A 25130-nucleotide genomic window follows, 5' to 3' on the forward strand; every position below is an offset into this window, starting at 1 on the left:
TATGGCTCACATTCGTTGCGCCGTGCACGGCGTCTGCTGACCTACATCGAGGAGCAGGGCCTCATCGTTTGCCAGCTTGACGGTGCCGGTCGGCGGATCGTAACGCTCGTCGAACTGGCTTGGGCGACGGCACCGGGCGACCCCAATGCCGAGGAACTGCCGGCCGAGCAAGGCTGCAGCAGTTCGGCTCCATGAGAAAATACCACGCATCAAGCCGTGGCTGTCTGCAGCAGAGGACTGCCGCAGGGCTTCTGTCGAGTGATATACAAAGGAGGTAAGTTGATCATGGCGCCCGTCTCGCTCCGCGGTATATGATTCGCAAAAGTCGTTGAGCGTTGCGCTACAGTTCCTTTGACGGGTCCGCGCTCTCGTCGCCGACCGCTTTTTGCATATCTCGCTTAAGAGGAGTTCTGAGCTTGAGCGTTGCTTTCACCAAGGAAGACAGTGCCGAAACTGCGTCGGAGACCTTGCTTCCCGACCGCCCGGTTTCACCTCATCCGAACCTCGTTACGGAAGCGGGATTAAAGGCTCTGGAATTTCAGCTCCAACAGGCTCGCGAGGCGTACGAGACGGCGCAGAAGATCGAAGACGTAAATGAACGGCGGCGGCAGGCAGCAACACCCTTGCGTGATGTGCGCTACTTTGCGGCGAGAGTTCGGACGGCTCAGGTCATCCCCAATCCCACATCCACTGACACTGTCGCCTTTGGGAGCACCGTGACCTTCAGGCGCGACGATGGGCGCGTGCAGAAATATCATATCGTGGGAGAGGACGAAGCGGACCCTAAGGCCGGTTCCATTTCCTTCGTGTCCCCGGTGGCAAGGTCTCTGATGGGCAAAGCTGTCGGGGATGTCGTCGGTACATCCGGTCAAGAGTTTGAGATCATTGCGATCTCGTAGCACCCCCGCACGGGACGCAGCCGATGTTTGGAATGTCCTCTTCGCGCCAATAGCCGCGGCGCGCGCGCCATCATGCTGGATTTGATCGAGCGCTTGGTGGCGCAGTCGATACGCGCAATCAGTCGAAGAGCGGCGCCAGCGGACTCGTTCGAGGCTTGGAGGTTCCTCGACGAGTCCGCAACCGCCGCCGCTGCATTGCCCCACACACACGCGAAGCCTACCCTTCATTCCGGTTGCGTCTGTACGATACTGACCACAAAGGAACGGAATCCGCGTCGATGTGGCATTGCGGTTACGCCTCGATAGCTTTGGTCATGCCAAATCCTCTCTGATCCCTTTGAAGAACGGATGCCGCAACTTGCCCCCCGCCGACTTGGCCCGAAGTTCAATTTCGGCAAGCAACTGCGGCTCAACCCCAGATGCGGCGATGAGCTATTTGCGATAGAGCAAATCAAATACGACCAGCACGATCTTGGTAGATCGCACTTTCAGTTCGTTTTGCAGATTTGAAAGATCTGTCGTCCCGTTTTTAGCGGGTACACGCGGCTTCGCCATCGATGATTGCAGAACCCGCCGCTACATGCCACGCATCGGAAGCAACCGCATGTACGAGTTCTTCACTCTTGGCGGCTCTGAAAGCCCGAACGGGCCGATCAATTCTCGACCTCGAAATGCAATTGTTTGGTCAATCTGAACTACTGTGTCTGGAAGCGCGGTCGGTGTCGGGTACTTGATTTCACCCATTTTCCGGATGCGTCGTTTACCACCCACCGGTCGAAGAGAGGTCTTCCCTCCACCGGCGTTACCCGGCTTCCGCGGTATTACGGACCTCTCCGCCTCCCCAGGGCGCCCGCCTGTCCCTCGCGGGCATCCGGTTGGTCATCCCTGCCCACGCCTTGGGGTCTCTCGTGTTGCGTACGCTTTCCTTGTGTACATGCTGTCGCCACTACCCCGGCGCAGCGGCTGGACGTACTGCTTCGCTCATTCACCCCGGCCGTACCAGCCTTCCCCGAAAGGGTTGTCGGGTCGGCCTGCGCATCGTCCTTTTCGAGGCTTGCTCGGCGTTCACTCGTGTTACGGCCTGCACACTCGCGCTGTCACCGTATATCGTGACACGCTAACCAGAGGCTTCAGCCACTTCGTTACCTCCATGACTGCTCCGGTTGCTTCCGGCTGGAGCGATTGCCGGGTGGGACTTACACCCACTGGAAAGCGCCGCCTTTCCACGGCGCACACCCAAGGCGGACATTGCGTGCCGCTTGTGAATGATCTTGATTTGAACCGGAATTATCTATTGCATGATGCCCACAACAGAGGAGCGTTGCATGCCGCACGATCCAAGGCTCGTCAAGGACGAGGACAAGATTGAGCAACTTCGAAGCACCATCCCAGAGTGGATCAAGAAGCTTCAGCGACCGAAAACGCCGTGCGTCACGCCCGCGTTCGGTCCGTTGGAGGGCATTCGTGCGGTCGGCACCGGGCAGTTGATCGCCCAGCCCTACATTGGCACCAAGCTCGCAGAGTTCGGCGCTGAGGTGATTCACGTCGAGAAGCCGGGCGGCGACATTTTTCGCTTCACCGCGCCGCAGTTGGTGCGCGGGCCGCGCGCCCACGGAGGCGATGAGGCCGAAGTTACGAAGAATAAGTTGTCGATGGGGCTCGATTTCAAGAAGGCGCGCGGCATCGAGCTCTTGATGGCGCTGTGGAAGATTTCAGACGTATGGATGGAATCATCAGCCCCCGGCACATGCGAACGTAACGGCATCACCAACGAGCTGGCGCTGGCGGTCAACCCTAGTCTCGTGATCGTGCGCGTCAGCACCTACGGTCAGTACGGAAAGCAGGAATATCTTGGGCGACCGGGCTACGATGCGATCGCACAGGCCTACGGCGGCATGATGAATTTGACCGGCGACCCCGCTGGCCCGCCGCAGCGCGCCAAATCCTATACCGGCGATTATGTCACCGCGCTAACCGGGTGGGCGGCAACAATGATGGCGCTGTGGGAGGTCAAGAAGAGCGGGCGGGGACAGGTGATCGACCTCGCGCAATATGAAGCGGTCGCCCAGACCAATGGCAATACACTGCCGATCTTCACTGGCGAGGGCGCGGTCTCCGGGCATACCGGTAATCGGCCGGCGGGCTTCCAGCCCTACGATACGTTCAAATGCAGCGACGGCTGGGTCTATATCGGCGCGCTCGGGGGCGCAATCTACGATCGGGTGCCGAGATTCCTCGGGCTTGACCCCGTGGAGTACAGCTACGACGAGTGCTCGAAAGACGCGGCCGCGGTCAACTCGGAGAAGGGGCGCGAACTCGACCGTCGGCTGCGCAACTATTGCGCTGCGCATACGGCACTTGAGGTGGAAACCGCGATGAACGCGGCTCAGATTGGCTGCGCTCGCGTGTTCAACGTGCGCGACCAGTATCACGACGAGCACTACGCGGCTCGCGAAATGACCGTCCCGGTACTCGATCGTCAGTCTGGCGTTCCGATCCGAGTCTTCGGCGTGGTGCCGAAGATGTCGCTGACACCAGGCCGCATCTGGCGCGGAGCGCCGTCGATCGGCGACGACACCACTGACGTCCTCTCGACGATGCTGGGTCTTTCGTCGGCCGAAATAGACGGACTGTTCGCGGAAGGTATCGTGCACCGAATGGAGCCGTTCGTAGCGCCACAGGTTGCCCCAGCCAATCCATAGGACGTGAGGCCTGCGAACGAGTCCAAGGACGCCAACACCGTCCGTTCATGGCAGCACTTTTCGGACGTGCAGGGGCGGTCTGACGACGTCTGCTCTTAGGGGTGCCGGCTCAGCCGGGCGACGCAACACTTTATCTTAAAGGGAAAAGATGGAGTGTGACGATGGATCGAGGCTTTCGTCGAGGGTTTACGGCGGCCGAGAAGACGGAGTTATGGGATCGCTGGCAGCGCGGGGAGTCGCTCAAAGCGATCGGGCGGGCGTTTGGGAAGCCTTCATCGTCGATTTATTTCCAGGTGTCACCGCACGGTGGGATTCGTCCAGCTCCTCGGCGTCGCTCGCGATTGGCGCTGACGCTCTCGGAACGCGAGGAGATATCGAGAGGCATTGCGGTACGTCGATCGGCCCGCTCGATGGTCAATGGGAAGCAATCCCCAGGCTAGGGCAGCTACATTCAAGCAAGCAGCCTAATATCCTGGCACTTCGCTGACATCGGCGTTTTGGCGAATGTCCGCTTTGCGCCAGAAGCGGCCATTGCTCGACTTAATAAACAACAACACTCAATCCGCCTCCCTGCTCACAACTCCAGTTGTAGATCGAAAGCGCATCATCAACTTTCAAGCGTGCCATCAAGTTCACTGTGACCATTCGGCCCCGCTCCGCGCGCATTGCTCAAGATTGCAGAAGCGCCTCGTAGCGACAGTAGCAAAACAGTCTCGTTTCTAGAGGCGAATCCCGGCGATTATGTCCTATTTGTTTCGTTGCGCAGTCCAATATCCCGAGCAGCGCCCACCTCCTGCGTGACCGCTCCAGGTCCCGCGACCGGCGTCTCGCGTCAGCCTCCCCGCCCCTGATGCGTATTTGTCGTGGACCGTCGCCGACGCGCGAACCCCGCCCGATCTTCCGACAGACCCTCTGAACTTCACCAGATTGGGATGCGTCACAACGCCGTCGTTTATGTTCACTGAGAAATTGTAGGTCGGATCGCAGCTTCCCCGTTGTGTAACGAACGTGAGATTCCAGGGACCGTCGTATGAGGTCCGGGCTTCGGCAGCGGTCGCCAGGGTAAGGCAGGCACAGCCAATGACATTCGCGATCAGTCGCTTGTTCATGATCTTCTCTCCAGATGAATTGGTTGATGTTCAGTAAGGCAGCAGTCCGTAGGTGTTGGGCATTGTTGTCTTCTCTTGGTCTAGCGCAGCTGTTCGCCGACCATCCTTTTTCACCGTCTATTTCAAGAGCCAGTGCGCATTTCGGCCGCCCTAAGCCGCCGTCCAGCCGCCGTCGATCGAGAGGTTGGCGCCGGTGATCTGGGCGGCGTCCGGGCTGCACAGGAACAGCGCCAGCGAAGCCACCTGCTCGATCGTGACGAATTCCTTGGTGGGCTGGGCAGCGAGCAAGACTTCCTTGATCACCTGATCCTCGCTCATGTTGCGTGTCTTCATCGTTTCCGGAATCTGCTTCTCCACTAAAGGAGTCCAGACATAGCCGGGGCTTATGCAGTTACAGGTGATCCGCGATTGCGCGAACTCCAGCGCCACTGTCTTGGTTAGACCCGCGATGCCGTGCTTGGCCGCGACGTAGGCAGACTTATATGGCGATGCGACCAGCGAATGCGCCGACGCCATATTGATGATTCGACCCCAGCCTCGTTGCTTCATGCCAGGAGTAACGGCGCGGATCGCATGGAATGCGGAGGACAGGTTGATTGCGATGACTGCGTCCCACTTTTCGACCGGAAAATCCTCGATTGGGGAGACATGCTGGATGCCGGCATTGTTGACGAGCACGTCCACGCGGCCGAATGTTTTCTCGGCGAGCGAGATCATGCTGGCGATTTCCGTAGGCTCGGCCATGTTCGCGGGCGTATAGATAGCCTTCACCCCGAAGTCGTTCTCGATCGCAGTCCGCGTTTTTTCGACATCGGCCGGTGCCCCAATCCCGTTGAGCACGATGTTGGCGCCTGCACCTGCGAATGCCCGCGCGCATCCTAGGCCTATTCCGCTTGTCGAGCCGGTCACAACGGCCGTCTTGCCCTTCAGAATACTCAATTCACTCTCCTTCTTTGTCTGTTGCATGCGTTCATGTTCACCCGACGAGACTCATCGCGCGGGCTTCGAGGAGACGTCGGCTTGGCTGTTGGAGGTAGTCGTGCACGACCTTTCCCAGCCCGAGCGTCAGGTCGGCCAGTATGTGGACCGCGGACACCACCTCGAGAACTGGCAGGTCAGCTACGGGTGCCAACGCATGAGGAGTCAAATGGAGCGCCGCAGGCCCGGTCCACGCGCCCTTGATCGTGACATCCTCGAGATGATATTCGACCAGTTCGCAGATGCGCGGCGTGCCGTCGACATGCGGAATGATCTTGAGCAGGAAGTTCGGCGCCTCAAGCGACGCCTTGACGTGCGACAGATCCACTTCGCGGTGCTTGTAACCCATCGTACCGGTGGCAACCCGAAGCGGACCGTAGTCCAGGGTTCCGATCAGTGTGTCGACCTCTGTCCGCAGCGTCGGCTTCGCCAGTTTCTTCGGAAAGCCCCAGAGCTCGCGCCCACCGGAGATCGGCCCCTCATCATCGAGGAACATGCAGTGGGTGTAGCTGCCCCTGCGGCCGCGGAAGGAGACTGGAATCACCTGCCCGCTTTCGGTGTAATCGCCGAAGCCGTTCGAATCCGGCATGCGGATGAATTCGTATTTCACCAGCGCCTCCCGCTGGTCGAGTTCAAGCGGCTCGGGCACCACCGCGCGCAGCTTCGCCGGATCGGTGCGGTAGGTGATGATCAGGTATTCACGGTTGACGAACCGATACGGTCCCGGCGGATATGATGGGCTCGTCAACGGCATCGCGAACGCCCGTTCAAGTATTTCTGTCTCGCGCATGTTTAACTCCACTTCGCGGTTTTTTTGACCAGTTGATTGTTATTCACGACCATCGCGTTCGAGATCGAACGTGTAGACGCCATCAAGACTCGTGGGTCGAGTAAGCACTTCGGGATGGCGAATCGTGCGGACGGCATCGTGATAGCCCGCACGCCAATGATCCTGCATCGATAGACGGGAAAACTCGTAGTCTTTGGAGTGTCCTTCGTAATTTCGAGCCCGATAGATCAGGTGAACGATGTTGTAGACCTTGTCACTGGCGACCGACTTCAGGATCTTCAGATCATCGTTTTCCTCAAGATCGCCAGGGAGCCTGCGGAGCAGAGCCGCAAGAGCACGCTGCACGCGGTGTACGCTCTTGAATTGTTCGGTACTCGCGCGCGTGCGGCTTGAGAACTGAATCTCCTTGTGGCGTGTGGCGACTTCCGCCAGGTTACTCGGAAGCGCGCCTTGCGAGCTCCAGAGGTCGATCTGAAATGCAAGCGTATCCTCACGCCGTGGGTTGCTGTCGATCACCCATTGCAGCGGCGTGTTGGACACCAGGCCGCCGTCCCAGTACTGCTCGCCATCGATTTCGACGGCCGGAAAACCGGGTGGCAGTGCCCCGCTCGCCATGACATGCTCGGGGGTGATCTTGTGAGTGCTGGTGTCGAAATAGACAAAATTTCCGGTCCTGACATTGACGGCGCCCGCGCTGAAGCGCGTCATCCCGGCATTGAGACGATCAAAATCCACCAGGCGCTCGAGGGTCTGCCTGAGGTGCTTGGTATCGTAGAAGCTGGTCGCAGCCATCGTGCCGCCCGGTTGCAACCAGGGCATCACACCCCGCGCAGAGAAAAACCCGGTTGCGCCGAACGCGGCAGCCAGACCAGCGTTCATTTGATTGAGAAGATTGCGCGCGTCGTCGCTTCGGGCGAGATCAACGAATGGATTGCCTGACCAATCCCAAGGCGCGCTCGAAGTCACCTGCGTCCAGAACTCGCGCAATCGGTCGATGCGGGAATTGGGCGGGTTGCCTGCGATGATGGCGGCGTTGATCGCCCCGATCGAGATGCCCGCGATCCAGTTCGGATGGATATCAGCCTCCGCCAGCGCCTCGTAGACGCCGCCCTGATATGCCCCCAGTGCACCGCCGCCTTGCAGGAGCAGCGCGACGCAATCGAACGGCAGCTTTCTTTTCGCCGCCGTGAGGTGTGGTTGAAGCTGAAAATTCATTGTGTGCTCTTCGTTTTGGGATTTCGGACCACCCTCGGGATTGTCGCTCTCCGATACTGCGCCAGTGTTCTGCTGGCCGGAAAAAGAGATTGACATTCTGTCCCGAGGAACTAAACTAAACCGTATAGTTTAAATAAGATCCTGTCAAGAAGAAGAACTCAAGCGAGCCCGTCAGCTTTTTTGTGAGCGCGGCAAGTCGCTGAAATTCAGCCTTCTTGCGCAGAGATCAATCAGAGGAGTATCCGACATGATCTCGAAAATCAGACTTCCTATCCAAGCGCTGGCAGTGTTGCTTTGCGCGACAACCGCCGCTGCGCAAGAGAATCGCGGTACTGCCGAGCAGAGGGCGGCGTGCGCGCCCGACGCCTTCCGCTTCTGCGTTGGCTACATTCCCGACCCCACGAGAGTCGAATACTGCCTGAGACAGAACAGGTCCGATCTCAGCGACGCATGCCGATCGGTGTTCGAACAGAGCGCCGGCCCACTGGCCAGCAAAGCCAAACCCAGCGAACCGCGACGATCAACCCGACCCGCGACGTCCGCAGACGCCGATTGAGCCGGCAATAAGGAGACAGCGAAAATGGATATGTTCGTCATTCCCGCGCTTGCGTCGTTTTCCGGGTCGGCTTCCGGAACGCTGGCGTCGATTGTCACCAATTGGGTGACCCAGCGCCGCAAGGACCGCGCCCGCCATTCACTGCGGGCCACGTCCCAACGTGAAGAACTCTACAAGACCTTCATTGAAGAAGCAGCGAGGCTGTACGCCGACGCCATCGTCAACGACAAGTCCGAGGTCTCGAAGCTCGTCGACCTCTACGCTCTCATCGCGCGGATGAAAATCCTTTCGAGCGATGCCGTGATCGAAGCCGCCGAAAAGGCAGCTCGATTGATCCTAAACACCTATCTTTCGCCGAACAGGAAGTTCGTCGATCTGCCCGACCTGATCAACGAGATGGATCCGTTGCGAGATTTCAGCGAGGCCTGCCGCTGCGAACTGCAATCCTCTCACGCGCGCTGAGGCTCCGATCATGCCGGTCTTTCAGTATTTCGGGTGGGTAGGAAGCTTTCTGCTCGCGACGATTCTTGCCGCGAACTGGTGCCTCCCGGCACCGATTGCTCCACACGCCGGCGTTCCGCTCGATCAGAAGATCAGGATTCGAATCCATACGGATCATAAATGGCCTGAGCGTGTGGTGTTCGACACAACCGGCGCGATGGTGACGCAAAAAGCCGGCGTGGAGACCGGCATTGGCGGAAGCAAACCCGCCGTTGCGACGGAACGCCAACCCTTCGACGCGTTCGCCGAGATGGCCGCCATTCCCGTCAGACCCTGTTTTCGACCGCCCTGCTCGGCCGGCCCGGCCGCAGAGCAGGCGGACCCGCGGTTTGGGAAAGCCGTGCCATCCGAAGTCCGCACTCGCTTGGCGGCGCGCAAGGACGTTACTTCCCCCAGTCGGCTTCGCAGGCCGCCAGGAAGAAGCTGATTCGCTCGCGCACGAAAGCGGGCGCTTCGCTGCGCAGTTCTTTCGCGCCCTCACCCATCAGAGCCCGCATCAGCATCGGAAGCAGAATCAGGTCCATGAAAATTTGCGCCGTGGCCAAGCTTCTTTTCGGGCCGAAAGGGCCCTTGGAGCTGCGCGACACCGGCTGCGTAGCATCGTTCAGGACGTGGGACACGGCGGCCGCTGCCCGGTCTCGCCCGGCTTCGTGAACTTGGCGACTCAAGGCCGGAAATCGTTCGGCTTCGGCAATCGTGGCGCGCGTGACGCCGATCGTGTCTTCGATGAATCGTTCCACGACCTCGATGCCCAGGCTCGCAAGCTTGTCCTGCACCGATCGCCCTTTGGGCTCAAAGCCATCGAAATTCGTCAATCCTTCGATGACACGGGCCACTACCGCCTCGAACAGGGCCTCCTTCCCGGGGAAGTGAGCATAGATGGTCGGCTTGCTCGCCGGCGCCGCCTCGGCGATCTCGTCGAGACTCGCGCTTTGATAACCTCTCTTGAGGAATACCCGCTGGGCCGCGTCGAGGATTCGCGCCTTCACATCGCCCGCAAGGTCTTTGGGCGGTCTTCCCGGACGCGGCCGTTTCAAATCATTGCGCTTGCTCACCATAGGCTTCACCCTTGCATTCACGATGCTGCGAGCGCCCAAGCTCGCTGATAATTCCGGCTTGACATGTTCGCGATCGAAGTGCAAGTAAAAGAAACTATACGGTATAGTTTAATTAATCAGAAGGAGACCGCTGTGCCCGATTCCCTACCATATACGCCCGCCCTGGAGGGACGAACCCTGCTGGACGAGCTGAATCACCGCATCAAGAACGAACTCGCCTCGGTCATCAACCTCGTCACTTTCAAAGCCGTCTGGACCGACAACGTCGACGCCAAGGAAGAGCTGAGCAATGTCGTCGACTTGCTTCACGGGCATGTCCAGGTCCACAGCATTCTGACAATGCCGGACGGCGATACGCTTGAGGACGCCGGCGACCAGCTTCGAAAGCTGGGATTGGCGATGAGCCAATCCAAGCTGGATCGCATGAACATCCGCCTCGTGTTGGCCACTGAAACGCTGCCGCTCGAGTCGGAGCGGTGCTGGCGCCTGGCATTGGCCATCTACGAGTTGGTGACGAACGCGGTCCGCCATGCTCGCTTCGACGGCCGGGACGGTGAAATCAAAATCAGCCTGATGCGCGCGGGTTCTTGGGTGAACTGCCGAGTCACCGACAACGGATCGGTCGTGGGAAGGATCAAGCTCGGTCGCGGCCTGCGGATCGTCGGCGATCTGGTCATGAGCCTGGGCGGCCGGGTCGACCGCACCTCCGGCCCGCAATGGAATGCGTTCTCCCTCGACTTCCCCCTGACCCAGCGTGAGCAGGACGCCAATCGCGCGGTCGCTGGCCGCCGCCCGAGAACCTATCGTCGATTGAAGCCCCTGTCAGTGCCGTTTCGCTTGCCCGTGGCGGGCGAGCGGGTTGAAGCCATCGCCGTCCGACCAGAACTCTAAATCGAAGGACATTCGCATGTCGAAAAGGAATCTTCTGTTGCTGTCCGTAAGCGTGATGTTCGGCGCCGCACTCGTCGCGCCAAGTGCCGCGCTCGCGCAGTTCGGCCCTCCTCCGGGTCCGCCGCCAGGCCTCGCTGGTCCCCCTCCTGGTTTCGGCGCCGGTGGCCCGCCTCCGGGTATGGGCGGCGGCGGTCCTTCTCTTGGCGTTGCTCCGGGCGCACCTCCGCGCGATATCGCAGGTGCTCCACCTCATTTTTCGTGTCTCGGCGGCGCTGCCGGACCGCGCGGTCTCGATCGCGGCGGCCAGGCGAAGTTCCGTGACGTCGCGGGTCGGGCTACGGCCTTGGGTGCGAATGACTACACCCGAAACGGTTACGCCAGCCATGGCTACCGTCGTGGTTACCGGTACCGGGCCTACGCGGCGGCCGCGGCTTATGCCTATGGCGGATCCTACGCCTCCTCTGAGGAGGACTGCTACTACGTGTCGGCATTCAGGCGAAACGGTACCTACAGGCGCGTTCTGCGCTGTGGCGGAAACTGATCCGGATACGAACCCTTAGCCCGGTCGTCCACCGGGACTCTAAGTTTTTTGACCCGACGCAACCTGTCTTCCGAGGCCGCTTTCGGGACTTGACACCCTACGAACTAAACTATACGGTTTAGTTTAATTAAAGGATCCATCGTGCCCCACTTCATTCCCCATCCGCCTGCAATGGCCATTCCGCGGCGCATGAGCGCCGCAGTGGCGCTCGCGCTTCTGGCAATGCCACTCGGCGCCTGCAACGAGCGCTCCGCCGCTCCTGTCGAGCGCGCCGCGCTGGTACACACCGAACTCGCGCAGCCGCGAAATAGTCAGGCTACCGCGACGCTGAGCGGTGAAGTCCAGGCGCGCTTCCGCGCCGACCTCTCTTTTCGCGTGAGCGGGCGCGTGCTCGCGCGCTTGGTTGATGTCGGCGCCCATGTCAACGCCGGCGACCTCCTGGCCCGACTCGATCCGGCCGAGCAGCAGGCCGATTTTGACGCCGCAGCCGCAGGCGCGGCCGCGGCGGCGGCTCAGCTGCGCGTTGCGCAAACGACATTTGATCGGCAAAGCTCCCTGCTCTCGAACGGCTTCACCACCCGTGTCGCCTACGACCAGGCTCAGGAGCAATTGCGAACCGCACAAAGCACTCTTGAATCCGCGAAAGCGGAGGTGGCAAGAGCCCGCGAGACACTCGACGATACGGAACTGCGCGCCCGCGCGCCGGGCGTGATAACCGCGCGAAGCCTTGAACTTGGACAGGTCGTGCAGGCGGCCCAATCGGTTTTCACGCTGGCGCAAGATGGCGAACGCGACGCCGTTTTCGATGTCCCGGAATCGATGTTCTTCGATGACGTGGAGCGCGGCCGCGTGTCGCTGGCGCTGATCTCGGATTCCGGTGTGACCGCCGCAGGGTACCTGCGGGAGATATCACCGGCCGTCGATCCCAAGAGTTCCACTGTTCGTGTGAAGGTCGCGATCCAAACTCCGCCCCCTGAAATGACTCTCGGAAGCGCGATCGCGGGGACCGCCCGGATCAAGCCGGCCGCGGAGATCACGTTGCCATGGACTGCGCTGACGGCAGTGGGGTCGAGGCCCGCCGTCTGGATCGTCGACCCCAAGACGAACACAGCATCGCTGAAGCCGGTGACCATCGGCGCTTACGAAGCCGGAGCGGTGATGATCAAGGAAGGGCTTGAGCCCGGAGACCGCGTCGTGGTCGACGGCGGCAAGCTGCTGAGCTCCGGCCAGCCTGTTAGATATGGCGAGGATCGATCATGAAGACGCGGTTTCTTGTTGTTGCAGTCACCATCGCTTCGGCATTGGTGGTGACCGGATGCAAAGAGGAGGTGAAGGCTCCGGAACCTATCCGGCCCGTGCTGTCGACCGTTCTGCAACCGGTCGCAGCCGGCAGCACAATAGCGGTCGGAACCATCCAGCCCCGCTACGAGACGAATCTCGGATTCCGCGTGCTGGGACGCCTTATCGCGCGTCCGGTCAACGTCGGAGATCTGGTTGCCGAAGGGCAAACGATTGCAGCCATCGATCCCACCGCCCTTGAGTTGGCGGTGCGGTCAGCGAAAGCGGATATTTCGAAAGCCGAAGCGCTTCTTGAACACGCGACCGGGACCGAGGAGCGGAAACGGATCCTGATCAAGACCGGCGCCACGACGACGCAGACGCTGGACGATGCCGAGCAAGTGCGCGCGGGGGCACAAGCATCGACCGCCCGCGCCCGTGCGAACCTGACCAAGGCGATCGAACAGCTGGGTTATGCCCGGGTCAAGTCAGATTTCGCGGGTGTCGTTACCTCCGTGAGAGCCGAGGTGGGACAAGTCGTGTCGCCGGGGCAGAGCGTCGTGACCGTGGCGCGATTGGACGCCCGTGAGGCTGTGGTCGATGTTGGCGCGGATTTCCCCGTGCCCTTGACCGAGGGCTTACCGTTCACCGTCAGCCTGCAGCTGCTTCCAGCCGTTCAAGTCCAGGGCCAAATTCGAGAAATTGCACCCCAAGCCGATCAAGTCACGCGCATGCGCCGCATTCGCATCGCCTTGATTGACCCGCCTGAAGGTTTCCGGCTTGGAAGCACCATCACGGCAAGCCTCAGCAGCAATCACAGCTCAGTTCTCCGAGTGCCCGCGTCGGCCGTTCTCAACAAGGGCACCGAGACTTTTGTCTGGCTCATCGACGTGCCCACAAGCACGGTCTCACTCCAAAAGGTCGATCTCTCCGAGGACGAACGAGGCATCCGGGTCACCGGCGGTCTCGCCGCCGGAGCGCGCATCGCGACTGCCGGAATCCACACCCTCAAGCACGGACAGCAGGTCCGCATCGAACAGGACGCCACGCCATGAAAACCTTCAACCTTTCTGACTGGGCCCTCGAACATCGATCGCTCGTCTGGTATTTCATGATCGCCTTCATGGCAGCGGGCCTGTTCGCATATCTGCAGCTGGGGCGGCAGGAAGATCCTGATTTCACCATCAAGACCATGGTGATCGGAGCGCAGTGGCCGGGCGCTTCGCCCGAGGAAATGACCCGCCAGGTTACCGACAGGATCGAGAAGAAGCTCGAAGAGCTGGAGTCGCTCGACTATACCAAGAGCGTCACCGTCGCGGGCCAAACAACCGTCTTCGTCTATCTGCGCGACACGACGAAGGCCGCCGACGTAGCGCCGACCTGGGCGCGCGTCCGCAATATGATCGCGGACATCAAGGGCGATTTCCCGCAAGGGGTCTTAGGTCCCGGCTTCAACGACCGCTTCGGCGACGTGTTCGGCAACATCTACGCTTTCACCAGCGACGGCTTGACCCAGCGCCAGTTGCGCGACCGCGTCGAGGACATTCGCGCAAAAGTCCTGACTGTCCCGGATGTCGGCAAGGTCGACATCCTCGGTGCACAGGATGAAAGGATTTTTCTGGAGTTCTCGACCCGGAAGATCGCTTCGCTCGGACTCGACACCCGCTCCATCGTTTCATCGTTGCAGGCGCAAAATGCCGTCGCGCCCTCAGGCGTGTTCCAGGAGGGGCCGGAGCGCATCAGCGTGCGCGTTAACGGTCAATTCGCATCCGAGGAAAGCCTGAAGGCGATCAATCTCAGGGTCAACGACCGGTTCTTCCCGCTGACAGATGTGGCAACCATCACCCGCGGCTATGCGGACCCGCCGACCACGCTGTTTCGCTACAACGGCCAGCCGGGCATCGCACTCGCGATCGGAATGAAGTCGGGCGCCAACTTGCTGAAATTCGGCGAGGCCCTGAAGGAGGAAATGTCGAAGATCCTGGCCGAGCAGCCGATCGGCCTGGGAGTTCATCTCGTCGCCGACCAGCCGGTCGTAGTCGAGCACGCCGTCTCTGGCTTCACGAAGGCTCTATTCGAAGCGGTGGTCATCGTGCTCGGGATCAGCTTCTTGAGCCTCGGCCTTCGCGCCGGCCTGGTCGTTGCGATCGCGATCCCGCTGGTGCTGGCGATCACATTCGTTGTGATGGAGTATGCCGGAATTTCACTGCAGCGCATTTCGCTCGGCGCCCTGATCATCGCGCTCGGCCTTCTGGTCGACGACGCCATGATCGCCGTTGAAATGATGGTGGCGCGGCTCGAACAGGGCGATCCCCTGGAGAAGGCCGCGACGCACGTCTACACGTCTACGGCCCTTCCCATGCTGACGGGAACGTTGGTCACCGTGGCCGGATTTATCCCGATCGGTCTCAACACCAGCAACGCTGGTGAGTTCACCTACACCCTGTTCGTGGTCATTGCTGTCTCGTTGCTCGTGTCGTGGGTGGTGGCGGTCCTGTTCACGCCCTTGCTTGGCGTCACGATTCTGCCAGCCAAGATCAAGGGCCATCATGACTCCAAGGGTCGGGTTGGGCAGGCGTTCGCCCGTCTGCTTCTGATTTGTATGCGTCATCGGTGGATCACCGTGGGCGTGACAGTCGCGGCCTTCGCGCTTTCTCTGTTCGGCATGAACTTCGTGCAGCAGCAGTTCTTTCCCTCGTCGGACCGTGCCGAATTGGTCATCGACTGGAACCTGCCTCAGAACGCTTCGATAACCGAGACGAATGCGCAAATCGTTCGCTTCGAGCGAGAACAGCTGCAAGGCAATTTGGCTGTCGACCATTGGTCGACTTATGTTGGAACCGGCGCTCCGCGATTTGTGTTGTCGTTCGATGTCCAGACGGCGAACGCCTGGTTCGGCCAAATGGTGGTCGTCACCAAGGGCGGCATTGCCGCACGTGACCGGGTCAAGACGCAATTCGAAACCTATCTGAAGAAGACGTTTCCCGGTACGGATACGTTCGTCAAACTGCTCGAGGTCGGACCGCCGGTCGGGCGTCCTGTGCAGTATCGGTTGAGCGGGCCCGACATCGCCAAGGTGAGGGAATTTTCCCAAAACCTCGCCGGCATCGTCCGCGCTAATCCGCATCTCGATCATGTCGTGTTCGACTGGATGGAGCCCGCACGCGTCGTCAAAGTCGATGTGCTGCAGGACAAGGCGCGACAGCTTGGCGTGAGCTCGGAAGACATCGCGACGACATTGAATGGCGTGCTTGCCGGTTCAACGATCACTCAGGTCCGCGACAGCATTTACCTGGTGAATGCGATAGGCCGTGCGACCGCGGCTGAGCGCGCATCGATCGATACGCTTCGCGACCTGCAATTGATTGGGTTGGGCGGTCAATCGGTGCCTCTCGGCGCCGTGGCGACACTGCGCTATGAAGTCGAGCAGCCCACAATCTGGCGGCGATCGCGGATTCCCACGATAACGCTCAAGGCAAGCATTCTCGATACCGCGCAGCCCAAGACGGTCGTTGATCAACTCGCGCCGAAGGTCGACGAGTTCGAAAAAAGCTTGCCGGCGGGATACTCGGTCACGATCGGAGGCTCGGTCGAGGAAAGCGCGAAGAGCCAGGCCCCGATCACAGCGATCGTTCCGCTCATGCTTTTCGTTATGGCGACCATCCTGATGATTCAGCTGCAAAGCTTTCATCGGCTGTTCCTGGTGTTTGCGGTCGCGCCCCTCGCCTTGATCGGCGTGGTCATGGCCCTGCTGCCAAGCGGAGCTCCGCTCGGCTTCGTTGCGATCCTCGGTGTGCTGGCGCTGATCGGCATTCTGATTCGTAACTCGGTGATCCTGATCGTGCAAATCGAAGAGCTCAAGGCGGAAGGACGACCCGCATGGGACGCCGTTGTCGAAGCAACCGAGCAACGGATGCGACCGATCATATTGACCGCGGCCGCCGCAAGTCTCGCCCTCATCCCGATCGCACGCGAGATCTTCTGGGGTCCGATGGCCTACGCGATGATGGGCGGCATCATCGTTGGCACGGTGCTGACGCTGTTGTTCCTGCCAGCGCTATATGTCGCCTGGTTCCGTATCAAAGAGCCGGCGCCCGCAACGGATAACACTCATGAAAATCCGCTTGCCCCCCAAATGCAAGCCGTCTCTTGATGCGCCCCCTCGGTGCGAACTGGAAAATGCATAGGAGCCAATATGAAGCAAGTTCTCAGCCTCTTTATGTTTGGAATCGGTGCCCTTCTGTTCCTTGCCTTCTTTACCACCCTCAAGCCGACTGTCGTCTCTGCGGCTTCAGGGCCGGGCAAGCCCGGCCAGTGCAGCACGAAAGCTCCGCCTTCGCTTTACAGCATTGTGGCCCGATGTCGGACGACGGCAGTGACATCCTGGCCCACGGATCGTGCACCTGATCCTCTATGACTGCAGCGAAAGCCACTTTCCTGTCCATTGCTCAAACCGGACGCTCTTCTCATGAACCCAGCAAGCCGTTCAATCGATACGATGCAGAGGAAACGCGCGTTCATTGGGATCCTCCTGCTATCCCTCGCGCTCGTTCCTTGCGCCGCTATGGCTGAACTCAACGATGGATCGTTGAGCTCGACTGGCCAAAGCGCGCCAATTAATCGTGAGACGAACACAGATTCGGATCAGCGGTTCCGTGCGGCCTTCCGTGCTGCGCACCTTTCGCTTATCGAGGCGATCGCCATTGCCGAACGATTGCATGTGGGATCACGCACCGCCGCGATATCGTTCGATACATCGGACAACCCCTCTTATCGGGTGAGGACCGTGAAAAACAAAGAGATATGGGAGAACGTCATTGATGTTAGTACGGGGCGGATCGCCGGATCCGAGACCGCGTGGTCCCTGAACGAGCTTGAAATGGCAGAACGGGACAACATCAACGCATTGCGATTGGTCGAACAGGGGCTATCGGACGCCGTGGCGATCGCCGAGAAAGCCGCAGCTGGAAAAGCCATCAGCGGAGGTCTGGTGAAGGAAGGTGACCGGCTCAATTTCGTGGTCGTCGTGCTAAGCGATGACCACGTGAAGGAGGTCTTCCTCGAACCGCCACGCGCCACTTCAAAACGTCAGCCGGCCACGGCTCGCAAGAACTGAAGCGGACATGGCCGCGCAACTAATTGCCTCGCTGCACTGAAAGATCGTGGGGGCCCAAATCGTTACTCGGCCGGGACGCCAGCTAACTTCGTCTGAGTAGCGACTACAACTCCCGTTGTCCGGTTTCTCTAGTCTTACGTTGAAGCAGCGGAGTGTGCGAAGGCGCGACGAACGGTTTGTGCGCTTTCCACCACTGACGATTGAGTATGCGCTCGGTCTCAGGCGGGCGCCTACCTCCCATCTCGGAAGGACTGCTCAGATTGGTTGTGTCTTAGGATTTTTCTTGATCTCCCGGTGCACACGTCGTGCACACGCCGCCTTCTAACTATTTGAAAATTGTGGATTCTCGTTTCAATCCATCATGGGGAAGTTTGGTTAGGTCCAGCCAGCGAGAGCCAGCCAGATCTAGTATCTTGACGTCAATGACCGCTTTGCGCCAAAGTCAGACGTCCCAACCAACTCAATTGATGATCGGCGGAATTAAGTAGACTGCTCTCGAGCAGAAACACAGGGCGCAGCCCAAGGCCGCCCAATTTGTATTTCGGCTGAAGTAGCGAGCAGGCCGGGGAGCCGTGCACAGGCAGCCATCCCCCGCTGTGCTTGAGCTTTGAGAGAATCCGCTCGGTTCGACGCGCTTGAGCGCGAACTCGCTCCTTGAGAGACAATGGCTATGACCAAGTCTAATTGTTTCAAAGTCGGAATGGGAGTTGTGATCGCCGCGCTAACGGGAATCCAGAAGGCAGCAGCCCAGGCGCCAACGCTGTCTGTGGAACCTTCACGATTACCCCGCCTCGGTACGATCGACGAGCGTTTTCAATCCTATAACGTGGAGATGCTCGAGGTCACGGGTGGAAACTTCTGGAAACCTTACAGGGCAAGTGTCTCAGCGCCGTCAACCCGCAGCGCGGCGGGCACCGGGAATATCCCGGGCGGCAGGAATCCCGACCTCTACGAATATCGGGCACCTATCGACCTAATGAACCTCCGACTACGCACATTGGCTGCTGCTCTGGCCCCAGCCTACGTGCGCGTAAGCGGCACCTGGGCCAACACCACATACCTTGCTGAAAACGATGAGACGCCCTCCGCGCCGCCTAGCGGTTTCAGCGCCGTGCTAGGTCGCGAACGCTGGAAAGATGTCATCGACTTTGCCCACGCGGTTGACGCCAGGATCGTAACCTCCATGGCAATAAGCCCCGGCGTTCGGGACGCAGCGGGTCTATGGCAGAGCGATCAGGCGCGTCGTTTCATCGCCTATACCAGATCCGCCGGCGGCAGAATTGCCGCCGCAGAGTTCATGAATGAGCCGACGCTGGCCGCCATGGGAGGTGCGCCGAAAGGGTATAACGCTGCGGCTTACGGGCGGGACTTCAAAGCCTTTCATGCGTTCATCAAGGCCAGCGAACCGGATTTGATCGTGCTAGGTCCCGGCTCGGTCGGAGAAACAACAGCGTCGCAATCATCGATGCAATATGGCTCCGAAGCGATCAGGACGCGGGATATGCTTGCAGCATCCGGATCCGGCATCGACGCTTTTTCCTATCATCACTACGGCGCGACCTCACAACGATGCTCCGGTATGCCGGGTCAAACCACACCCGAGGCCGCGCTTTCGGAAGAGTGGTTGGCGAGAACGGACCAAACTCGCGCGTTCTACCAAACGCTCAGGGACGAGTTCGAGCCCGGAAAGCCGATGTGGGTTACCGAAACCGCCGACGCAGCCTGTGGCGGCAATCCTTGGGCTTCCACATTCCTCGATACTTTTCGATATCTCGATCAACTTGGCCGGCTTGCCAAGGCCGGCGTGCAGGTGGTTGCGCACAACACGCTCGCCGCAAGCGATTACGGCCTGCTTGAAGAGCAGACGTTGCGGCCGCGCCCAAACTATTGGGCGGCGCTGCTTTGGCGCAGGCTTATGGGTACAACCGTTCTCGACGCCGGCGCCCACAATGGGACGCACCTCTATGCGCATTGCCGGCGAGGTGTACCCGGAGCCGTCACATTACTAGCCATCAATACGGATAGGACGACCGCCACCATCCTGCGACTGCCCGTGACTAGCGAGCGTTACACGCTGTCGGCGGACCATCCTCAGAGCGCCGGAATGAAGCTGAATGGAACGGCTTTGGAGCTCGGTCAAAATGATGATCTTCCGCATTTTGTCGCGGTGAGATCGCAACCAGGTTCTCTTGAGATTGCACCGGCTACGATTACTTTCCTCACGATCGGGGATGCCGGAAATATGGCATGCGATTAAGTTTACCGAATTCCGCCTTGGGTCATTCTCGTCTTTCTGACCGTGCGCCGACCACTTCGGTTCTGCTCCGATAAGCAGACAAATTCAGAGTCCGTCGGCATGCCTCAAGGTGCCAATAGCCGAGCGGTGGTGTCAGACCGCGCCGAAAGGCCGGACACATGACTGCACCGGACGATTGATCTTGTGCTCATACCACGCGACACTAGGGACATGGAGATGCGGTGTCCGAACTGGAAAGATCATTCTTGCCTTCCCTATTTTTGGGCCATCTTGATATTTTTATGTTCGCGGGTGGTGGTCGCGCTCGGGCTGGTATTCTCGCAAAAATATGTGCCGAGCACGATCGAACGTTGGTCGGCGGGACCGTTCTGGTACCACCAATTGCTGCAATGGGATTCAGAATGGTATTTCAAGATCGCGACCGAAGGATATCGGTACAACGGCGATCCGACTATTCAACAAAATATCGTGTTTTATCCGTTGTATCCGATGCTCGCGCGGGGTCTCGCGGCGATCAGCGGCCTCACGCCTGCGGATGCATTGCTGTTAGTATCGAACGTCGCGGGATTGTTGGCTATCGTCGCTCTCTTCAAGCTGGTTCGCGAGGAATTTGGTGATCAAGTCGCTCTCACCACAATCGCGCTGCTCAGCTTTTTTCCAACTTCGGTGTTGCTGTCGGCTGGGTATACCGAACCCTTGGAACTGTTCCTGGTGGTTTCGTTTTTTCTTGTTCTAAAACAGAAACGCTATTTGTCGGCGGCACTGCTTGCAGGCTTGGCCGTTGCTGGCCGATCAACGGGCATTGTCTTATTGCCCGTCCTTCTCTGGGAGATGTGGCTCAATCGCGATCAGAAGCCGTTCCTTGCTGCCGTCTTGCCATGCGTCCTTCTCGCGACATCGGGCATCTGGCTATTCATGATCTACCTCTGGAGCTCTTTCGGGGACCCATTTGTATTTGCGGATGGGCAGGCGGCTTTCCATGCAGGAACGACCCTGGCTACGAGATTGATTGCGGCACTCAAATTTGAACCGGTCACCCGAATGATCCTCAACGATTGGAATCCATGGGGGCAGGATAGCTGGTTTACACTGTTGTTTATTGTCCTGATTGGTGTGGGTTGGTTTCGACTGCGCTCCTCCTGGACATTGTTTGCCATCGGTGTGCTGTTGTTGCCATATCTGACACTCAGCGGTGGGCCAGCAGGCTTCGTCTCAATGAGCAGATTTAATCTTGTTTCATTTCCTCTGTTTGTAGTGCTGGCTCATTTAGTACTGCGAACGCAGTGGCTGTTAGCGGGAGTGACAGGACTTTTCAGTGCGTCTCTGTTCATGTGCACCGCGCTGTTTGCTCGGAGAATTTGGATTGGATGATCGCTACGGGAAAGCCCTCAGCGACTTTCCCTCGCAGCGACCTAGCGTGTCGCGCGGTGTACCGCGCTACAGATCTTTCCGACCGAAAGTCCGTTCCGGGTCAAAATGCGAAAAACTCAACATGAGCAAATGTTTTCCGCTGTTCCGCCGATAGCGGACATTCTCGGCGAATTACGGTTCGGCTTCGTGGAGATGCAGCAAGCATCTGCATTCCAAAACCGCTCATAACGCGACCGTCCGCTTTGCGCCAGAAGCGGCCAGTCGCAAATCGAAAAGTAGCGATGTCTGCTTTTCACTCAGAAGCGGACATCGCCCGCCAGATTAGCCATGTCCGAAAAGTGCCAACAACGGACATGGCGGTTGTTACCAGAGTGGACCCTCTCAAAATATTAGCGCGTCCGGAAGCGGCGGGGGCGAACCGAAGAAACCCGCAATGCGGCAAATCCGACCATCACGATCAAACTCACCAAAATCACGTCCTTCGGAGGCTACTTTTCCGTCCGGCCCGACCATCTTCCACAGAAAATGGAATTTGCCGTGATGGTGATCGACGCCGCTAGCAAAGACAATCTTTGTCCCCGGCAAGCGCTTTTGGAAGTCGGCGATATGCCGGATCAAAGCTTCCCGACCCACTACACTCGCGGTCGGGTCCTCATAAGCTCCATCCTCGCTCCAGGATATTTGCAAAAGGCGACGGCGCTCCTCTTCGTCGGCTTCTAGCCAAGCCGCCCCGTAAGCCCGGATAATTCCGTTTACATCTGTCATGCAGCCATCTCCCCGAGATCAGGCCCTTGTCCACGTAATAATGCCCCTGCCGGTCCGGCCCGGAAGCATGGGGTTGGCTTGTACAGCGGTCGTGATCGAAAGAGTGTCCCCTTCCAGCTTGAAAAACCGGACCTGCTCGGTGCCATTCCAAGCGGGGTGCCAAGCGAGATCGACATTGGTGATGAACTTGTCATCGCCTTCAATCCTACAGGTGCCGGTGTAAGCCATCATGGTCTTGAAAAGCGCTGAGCCGTCAGCGTCTTCCTTCGGTGGCGCGCGATCCGCGCGCGTCAAGATCGCCATCATCCGTCCGTCACCGGTATGGATCATGTAACCCGACGGGTTTGGGCCAAATACATCGGCGATCTCTCCCGTGTCGGCAGCTTCAAACTGGATTGATCTTAACTTCCAAAGGCCAATCAGTGAGTTATGATCGCTTTGCGACATTGCCGCTCCCCTCTGAGTTTCGGCCCTGCACGCACCTGCTCGTCAGGGCACATAAAGCTAGCGTTGAAAGTATTATTTGGCTAGCGACGAACGTCCCCTCTGGGTCAATCGCGTCGATTTCACCCTCCGCCAGCCGCTTCCGGTCTGCCCCGATCAACGGACTTGGTCCCGCTCGGTCGCCATGTCTAACACGTGCCACTTCCGGACAGCAAAGGGCTTGAGCAACCTCGCGCAATGCGGTCAATAATGCCAGGCAGACGGTGAGCGTTAATGCGGCACCGTTGGCTGCAACTTTACATAGGGGGAGCGATGGGTGCCCATGCCAATGCGATCCAAACTTACATTCGCGCCAAGGACGAAAATCGTCCGCATCATTTGCACAACGCCTTTACTCCAGATGCCAATCTAGAGATGAGAGTTGAGACCGAAAATATCTCCTTTCCACCCACGGCGAAAGGCATCGAACAAATCACGCAAGTCCTTGTGAGAGATTTTGGGCGCGCTAATGAGAACGTATACACGTTTTGTTTGGACAAAATTCCAACAGACGATGAAACTGACTTTCAGTGTTCTTACTTAGTTGGCATGTCGGATAAGGAAACTGGGTCTATCAGGGTCGGTTGCGGCTATTACAACTGGCAATTTGGTGCAAACGAATTGGTCCATGATCTTACGATAACTATTAAATCGATGGTCATCCTAGCTTCGAGCCATCATCGAACGATCATGGATTGGTTGTCGCATTTGCCCTATCCATGGTGCCCTGCTGAAACCGCGGCTAAGACGATGCCGCCTATTTCCGAGTTAAAGGAAGTTCGTCAGTTCCTTGTGAAGTGACAGACTTCCGACTTGGGTCAAACTGAGACCTTGGGCCGCGTCTAGGCTAGGTCCGTTCATCCTCCGACAGCGGACATGTCGGACTAGCGGCAGCAGGTCGGTTTCGTGCCAAACCCAGACATGAGTTAGGCACTCGCGTCGGATGATTTAGTCGACGCAACGGACTTTTGGTTCATCCTCTCAGGGGTGGCCAATCGCCGCTCTCGAACTGCCGATTGTGCATATTTCCCATACAACTAACGTGTAATTTGCGCTCTGAGGTGCTGCCGGTTGCGCACTTTTTGACGAAGGGATGCCCACATGTTGACGAAACGCGAACTTCTTCGTTCCGCCGCCCTAGTCGCGGTCACCGCTACTGCGGCAAAGTCCATTCCGTCGTTCGCTCAGATCGGGGCCAGCCCCGCCGAGGTGCGCGCCATCGCCAGGGAGGCCTATATCTACGGTTTCCCGATGGTGGATAGCTACCGCATCCAGCATGCCTATTTCGTAGACGCAAAGAACCCCGAATACAAAGCGCCTTGGAACCACCTCGTCAACACCCCGCGTGTCTACACGCCGGCGGACACCGCAATCCAGACGCCAAACTCGGATACGCCTTACTCGTGGCTCGGCGCGGACCTCCGTTCCGAACCACTTGTGCTCACCGTGCCGGTGATCCAGAAGGACCGCTACTTCAGCATCCAGTTCATCGACGCATACACCTTCAATTTCGCCTATGTCGGCAGCCGCGCAACCGGGAACGATGGCGGCAGCTTCCTTGTCGCGGGCCCGAACTGGAAGGGAGAAAAGCCAGCCGGGGTCAAGGAGGTGATCCGCTCCGAGACAGACTTCATCTGGGCTGCCTTTCGCACGCAGCTTTTCGATCCGGCAGACCTCGACAACGTCAAGAAAGTCCAGGCTGGCTACAAGGCTGAGCCGCTGTCGTCGTTTCTTGGCAAGGCCGCGCCCCCCGCCGCTCCGGCGGTCAATTTCATCAAGCCGTTGACGCCGACCGACGAGAGGAAGTCGCCTGAATTCTTCAACATCCTGAGCTTCATCCTTCAGTTCTGCCCGACCGATCCGTCCGAGACCGAACTGATGGCGCGTTTCGCCAAGCTCGACATTGGAGCCGGGAAGACCCTGGATATCAGCAAGCTATCGCCTGAAATGAAAACCGCTATCGAGCAAGGAATGGCGGACGCTTGGGCTGCTCTTGCAGAATTGGAGAAACAAAAGATCGACACGGGGCAAGTGACCTCCGGGGACGTCTTCGGAACGCGCGCATATCTGAAGAACAATTACCTCTACCGGATGGCTGGTGCCGTGCTCGGCATCGGAGGAAATTCCAAGCAGGAGGCGATGTATCCCATCTATGCCATCGATGCCGCCGGACAGAAGCTCGATGGCACCAACAAATACACCCTTCATTTTGCGGCTGGGCAGCTACCACCGGTCAACGCCTTCTGGTCACTAACAATGTATGGGTTGCCCCAGAGCCTGCTCGTCGCCAATCCGATCAACCGCTATTTGATCAATTCGCCAATGCTGCCGCAGTTGGTGAAGGACGCCGATGGCGGCCTGACGCTCTATGTGCAGAACGAGACGCCAGGGAAGGACAAAGAGCCGAACTGGCTGCCTGCGCCTAAAGGTCCCTTCATCGCTTTCATGCGCCTCTATTGGCCAAAGGAAGCGGCGCTCGATGGCAAATGGAAACATCCGCCGATGACGAAAGCATCGTAAGAATTCGATTGCGAAGTCCGTTCTGGGTCTTGGCCGTGTAAAAACACCCTTCCAAGGAAGTCGGTGAGAAGCCAGGACCGGTTCGGTCTCAGGCCGCGAT

The 25130-nt window shown here is 58.9% G+C and carries 20 protein-coding genes and 2 pseudogenes; 14 read left to right on the forward strand and 8 right to left on the reverse strand.

Features of this window, described 5'->3' with window-relative positions; all coding sequences use genetic code 11:
- Together JQ567_RS36545 and greA are read left to right on the forward strand one after the other, a co-directional pair.
- A pseudogene (locus JQ567_RS36545) lies at positions 1–195 on the forward strand (ATP-binding protein); the annotation flags it as partial.
- Positions 196–416: 221 nt separating this feature from the next.
- Positions 417–899, forward strand: a complete 483-nt coding sequence (gene greA / locus JQ567_RS36550; RefSeq protein WP_212443310.1) for a transcription elongation factor GreA — start codon at positions 417–419, stop codon at positions 897–899.
- A gap of 312 nt (positions 900–1211) precedes the next feature.
- Here the strand turns inward: greA and JQ567_RS39155 are convergent, their stop codons facing one another.
- Both JQ567_RS39155 and JQ567_RS39160 read right to left on the reverse strand, forming a co-directional pair.
- Complete coding sequence (locus JQ567_RS39155; RefSeq protein ID WP_409363657.1) at positions 1212–1301, reverse strand: hypothetical protein; 90 nt, start codon at positions 1299–1301, stop codon at positions 1212–1214.
- A 39-nt stretch (positions 1302–1340) separates the two neighbouring features.
- A pseudogene (locus tag JQ567_RS39160) lies at positions 1341–1500 on the reverse strand (DNA ligase); the annotation flags it as partial.
- Positions 1501–2224: 724 nt separating this feature from the next.
- Here JQ567_RS39160 and JQ567_RS36555 point away from each other — a divergent pair.
- Positions 2225–3601 carry a CaiB/BaiF CoA-transferase family protein gene (locus JQ567_RS36555; RefSeq protein WP_212443311.1) on the forward strand — a complete coding sequence of 459 codons (1377 nt, stop codon included), beginning with the start codon at positions 2225–2227 and terminating at the stop codon, positions 3599–3601.
- A gap of 1259 nt (positions 3602–4860) precedes the next feature.
- Here JQ567_RS36555 and JQ567_RS36560 read toward each other — a convergent pair.
- From JQ567_RS36560 to JQ567_RS36570, 3 genes are read right to left on the reverse strand one after another with little or no spacing between them, the layout of a single operon-like run.
- Positions 4861–5649, reverse strand: coding sequence for a 3-hydroxybutyrate dehydrogenase (locus JQ567_RS36560; RefSeq protein WP_283816619.1), 789 nt, complete (start codon positions 5647–5649; stop codon positions 4861–4863).
- A gap of 37 nt (positions 5650–5686) precedes the next feature.
- Positions 5687–6478: an acetoacetate decarboxylase gene (locus tag JQ567_RS36565; RefSeq protein WP_212443313.1), complete on the reverse strand. Its 792-nt coding sequence runs from the start codon at positions 6476–6478 to the stop codon at positions 5687–5689.
- Between the two features lie 39 nt (positions 6479–6517).
- Positions 6518–7693, reverse strand: coding sequence for a DUF3734 domain-containing protein (locus JQ567_RS36570; protein ID WP_212443314.1), 1176 nt, complete (start codon positions 7691–7693; stop codon positions 6518–6520).
- A 580-nt stretch (positions 7694–8273) separates the two neighbouring features.
- Between JQ567_RS36570 and JQ567_RS36575 the strand changes: the two genes are divergently transcribed.
- On the forward strand, positions 8274–8711 hold the full coding sequence (locus tag JQ567_RS36575; RefSeq protein ID WP_212443315.1) for a hypothetical protein: 438 nt from the start codon (positions 8274–8276) through the stop codon (positions 8709–8711).
- A 422-nt stretch (positions 8712–9133) separates the two neighbouring features.
- On the opposite strand, the gene JQ567_RS36580 is transcribed toward JQ567_RS36575, so the two are convergent.
- Complete coding sequence (locus JQ567_RS36580; RefSeq protein WP_212443316.1) at positions 9134–9808, reverse strand: TetR/AcrR family transcriptional regulator; 675 nt, start codon at positions 9806–9808, stop codon at positions 9134–9136.
- A gap of 132 nt (positions 9809–9940) precedes the next feature.
- Between JQ567_RS36580 and JQ567_RS38985 the strand changes: the two genes are divergently transcribed.
- The 8 genes from JQ567_RS38985 to JQ567_RS36620 all read left to right on the forward strand — a co-directional run bounded on the left by JQ567_RS38985 (position 9941) and on the right by JQ567_RS36620 (position 21262).
- Entirely contained in the window at positions 9941–10699 is a 759-nt protein-coding gene (locus JQ567_RS38985) for a sensor histidine kinase (RefSeq protein WP_212443317.1), read from the forward strand.
- 16 nt (positions 10700–10715) lie between these two features.
- A complete protein-coding gene (locus JQ567_RS36590) occupies positions 10716–11240 on the forward strand; it encodes a hypothetical protein (protein ID WP_212443318.1) in 525 nt (174 codons plus the stop codon).
- A gap of 141 nt (positions 11241–11381) precedes the next feature.
- Positions 11382–12500 (forward strand): efflux RND transporter periplasmic adaptor subunit, encoded by a 1119-nt coding sequence (locus JQ567_RS36595; RefSeq protein WP_312017522.1) that lies wholly within the window; start codon positions 11382–11384, stop codon positions 12498–12500.
- Complete coding sequence (locus JQ567_RS36600) at positions 12497–13573, forward strand: efflux RND transporter periplasmic adaptor subunit (RefSeq protein ID WP_212443319.1); 1077 nt, start codon at positions 12497–12499, stop codon at positions 13571–13573. Before JQ567_RS36595 ends, JQ567_RS36600 begins: the two co-directional genes overlap by 4 nt.
- A complete protein-coding gene (locus tag JQ567_RS36605; RefSeq protein ID WP_212443320.1) occupies positions 13570–16671 on the forward strand; it encodes an efflux RND transporter permease subunit in 3102 nt (1033 codons plus the stop codon). Before JQ567_RS36600 ends, JQ567_RS36605 begins: the two co-directional genes overlap by 4 nt.
- A 411-nt stretch (positions 16672–17082) precedes the next feature.
- Positions 17083–17634, forward strand: coding sequence for a PepSY domain-containing protein (locus JQ567_RS36610; RefSeq protein WP_212443321.1), 552 nt, complete (start codon positions 17083–17085; stop codon positions 17632–17634).
- Positions 17635–18298: 664 nt separating this feature from the next.
- Entirely contained in the window at positions 18299–19891 is a 1593-nt protein-coding gene (locus tag JQ567_RS36615; RefSeq protein WP_212443322.1) for a hypothetical protein, read from the forward strand.
- Positions 19892–20107: 216 nt separating this feature from the next.
- Positions 20108–21262, forward strand: coding sequence for a mannosyltransferase family protein (locus JQ567_RS36620; RefSeq protein WP_212443323.1), 1155 nt, complete (start codon positions 20108–20110; stop codon positions 21260–21262).
- 381 nt (positions 21263–21643) lie between these two features.
- On the opposite strand, the gene JQ567_RS36625 is transcribed toward JQ567_RS36620, so the two are convergent.
- Both JQ567_RS36625 and JQ567_RS36630 read right to left on the reverse strand, forming a co-directional pair.
- Positions 21644–22027 (reverse strand): nuclear transport factor 2 family protein, encoded by a 384-nt coding sequence (locus JQ567_RS36625; RefSeq protein WP_212443324.1) that lies wholly within the window; start codon positions 22025–22027, stop codon positions 21644–21646.
- Between the two features lie 18 nt (positions 22028–22045).
- Complete coding sequence (locus JQ567_RS36630) at positions 22046–22474, reverse strand: lipocalin-like domain-containing protein (RefSeq protein WP_212443325.1); 429 nt, start codon at positions 22472–22474, stop codon at positions 22046–22048.
- A 309-nt stretch (positions 22475–22783) separates the two neighbouring features.
- On the opposite strand from JQ567_RS36630, the gene JQ567_RS36635 reads away from it, so the two are divergent.
- Together JQ567_RS36635 and JQ567_RS36640 are read left to right on the forward strand one after the other, a co-directional pair.
- Positions 22784–23311: a hypothetical protein gene (locus JQ567_RS36635; protein ID WP_212443326.1), complete on the forward strand. Its 528-nt coding sequence runs from the start codon at positions 22784–22786 to the stop codon at positions 23309–23311.
- Positions 23312–23611: 300 nt separating this feature from the next.
- Positions 23612–25030, forward strand: a complete 1419-nt coding sequence (locus JQ567_RS36640; RefSeq protein ID WP_212443327.1) for a DUF1254 domain-containing protein — start codon at positions 23612–23614, stop codon at positions 25028–25030.
- Positions 25031–25130: the final 100 nt, after the last annotated feature.

It is taken from the genome of Bradyrhizobium sp. AUGA SZCCT0431, from assembly GCF_018131065.1.
GTDB lineage: Bacteria > Pseudomonadota > Alphaproteobacteria > Rhizobiales > Xanthobacteraceae > Bradyrhizobium.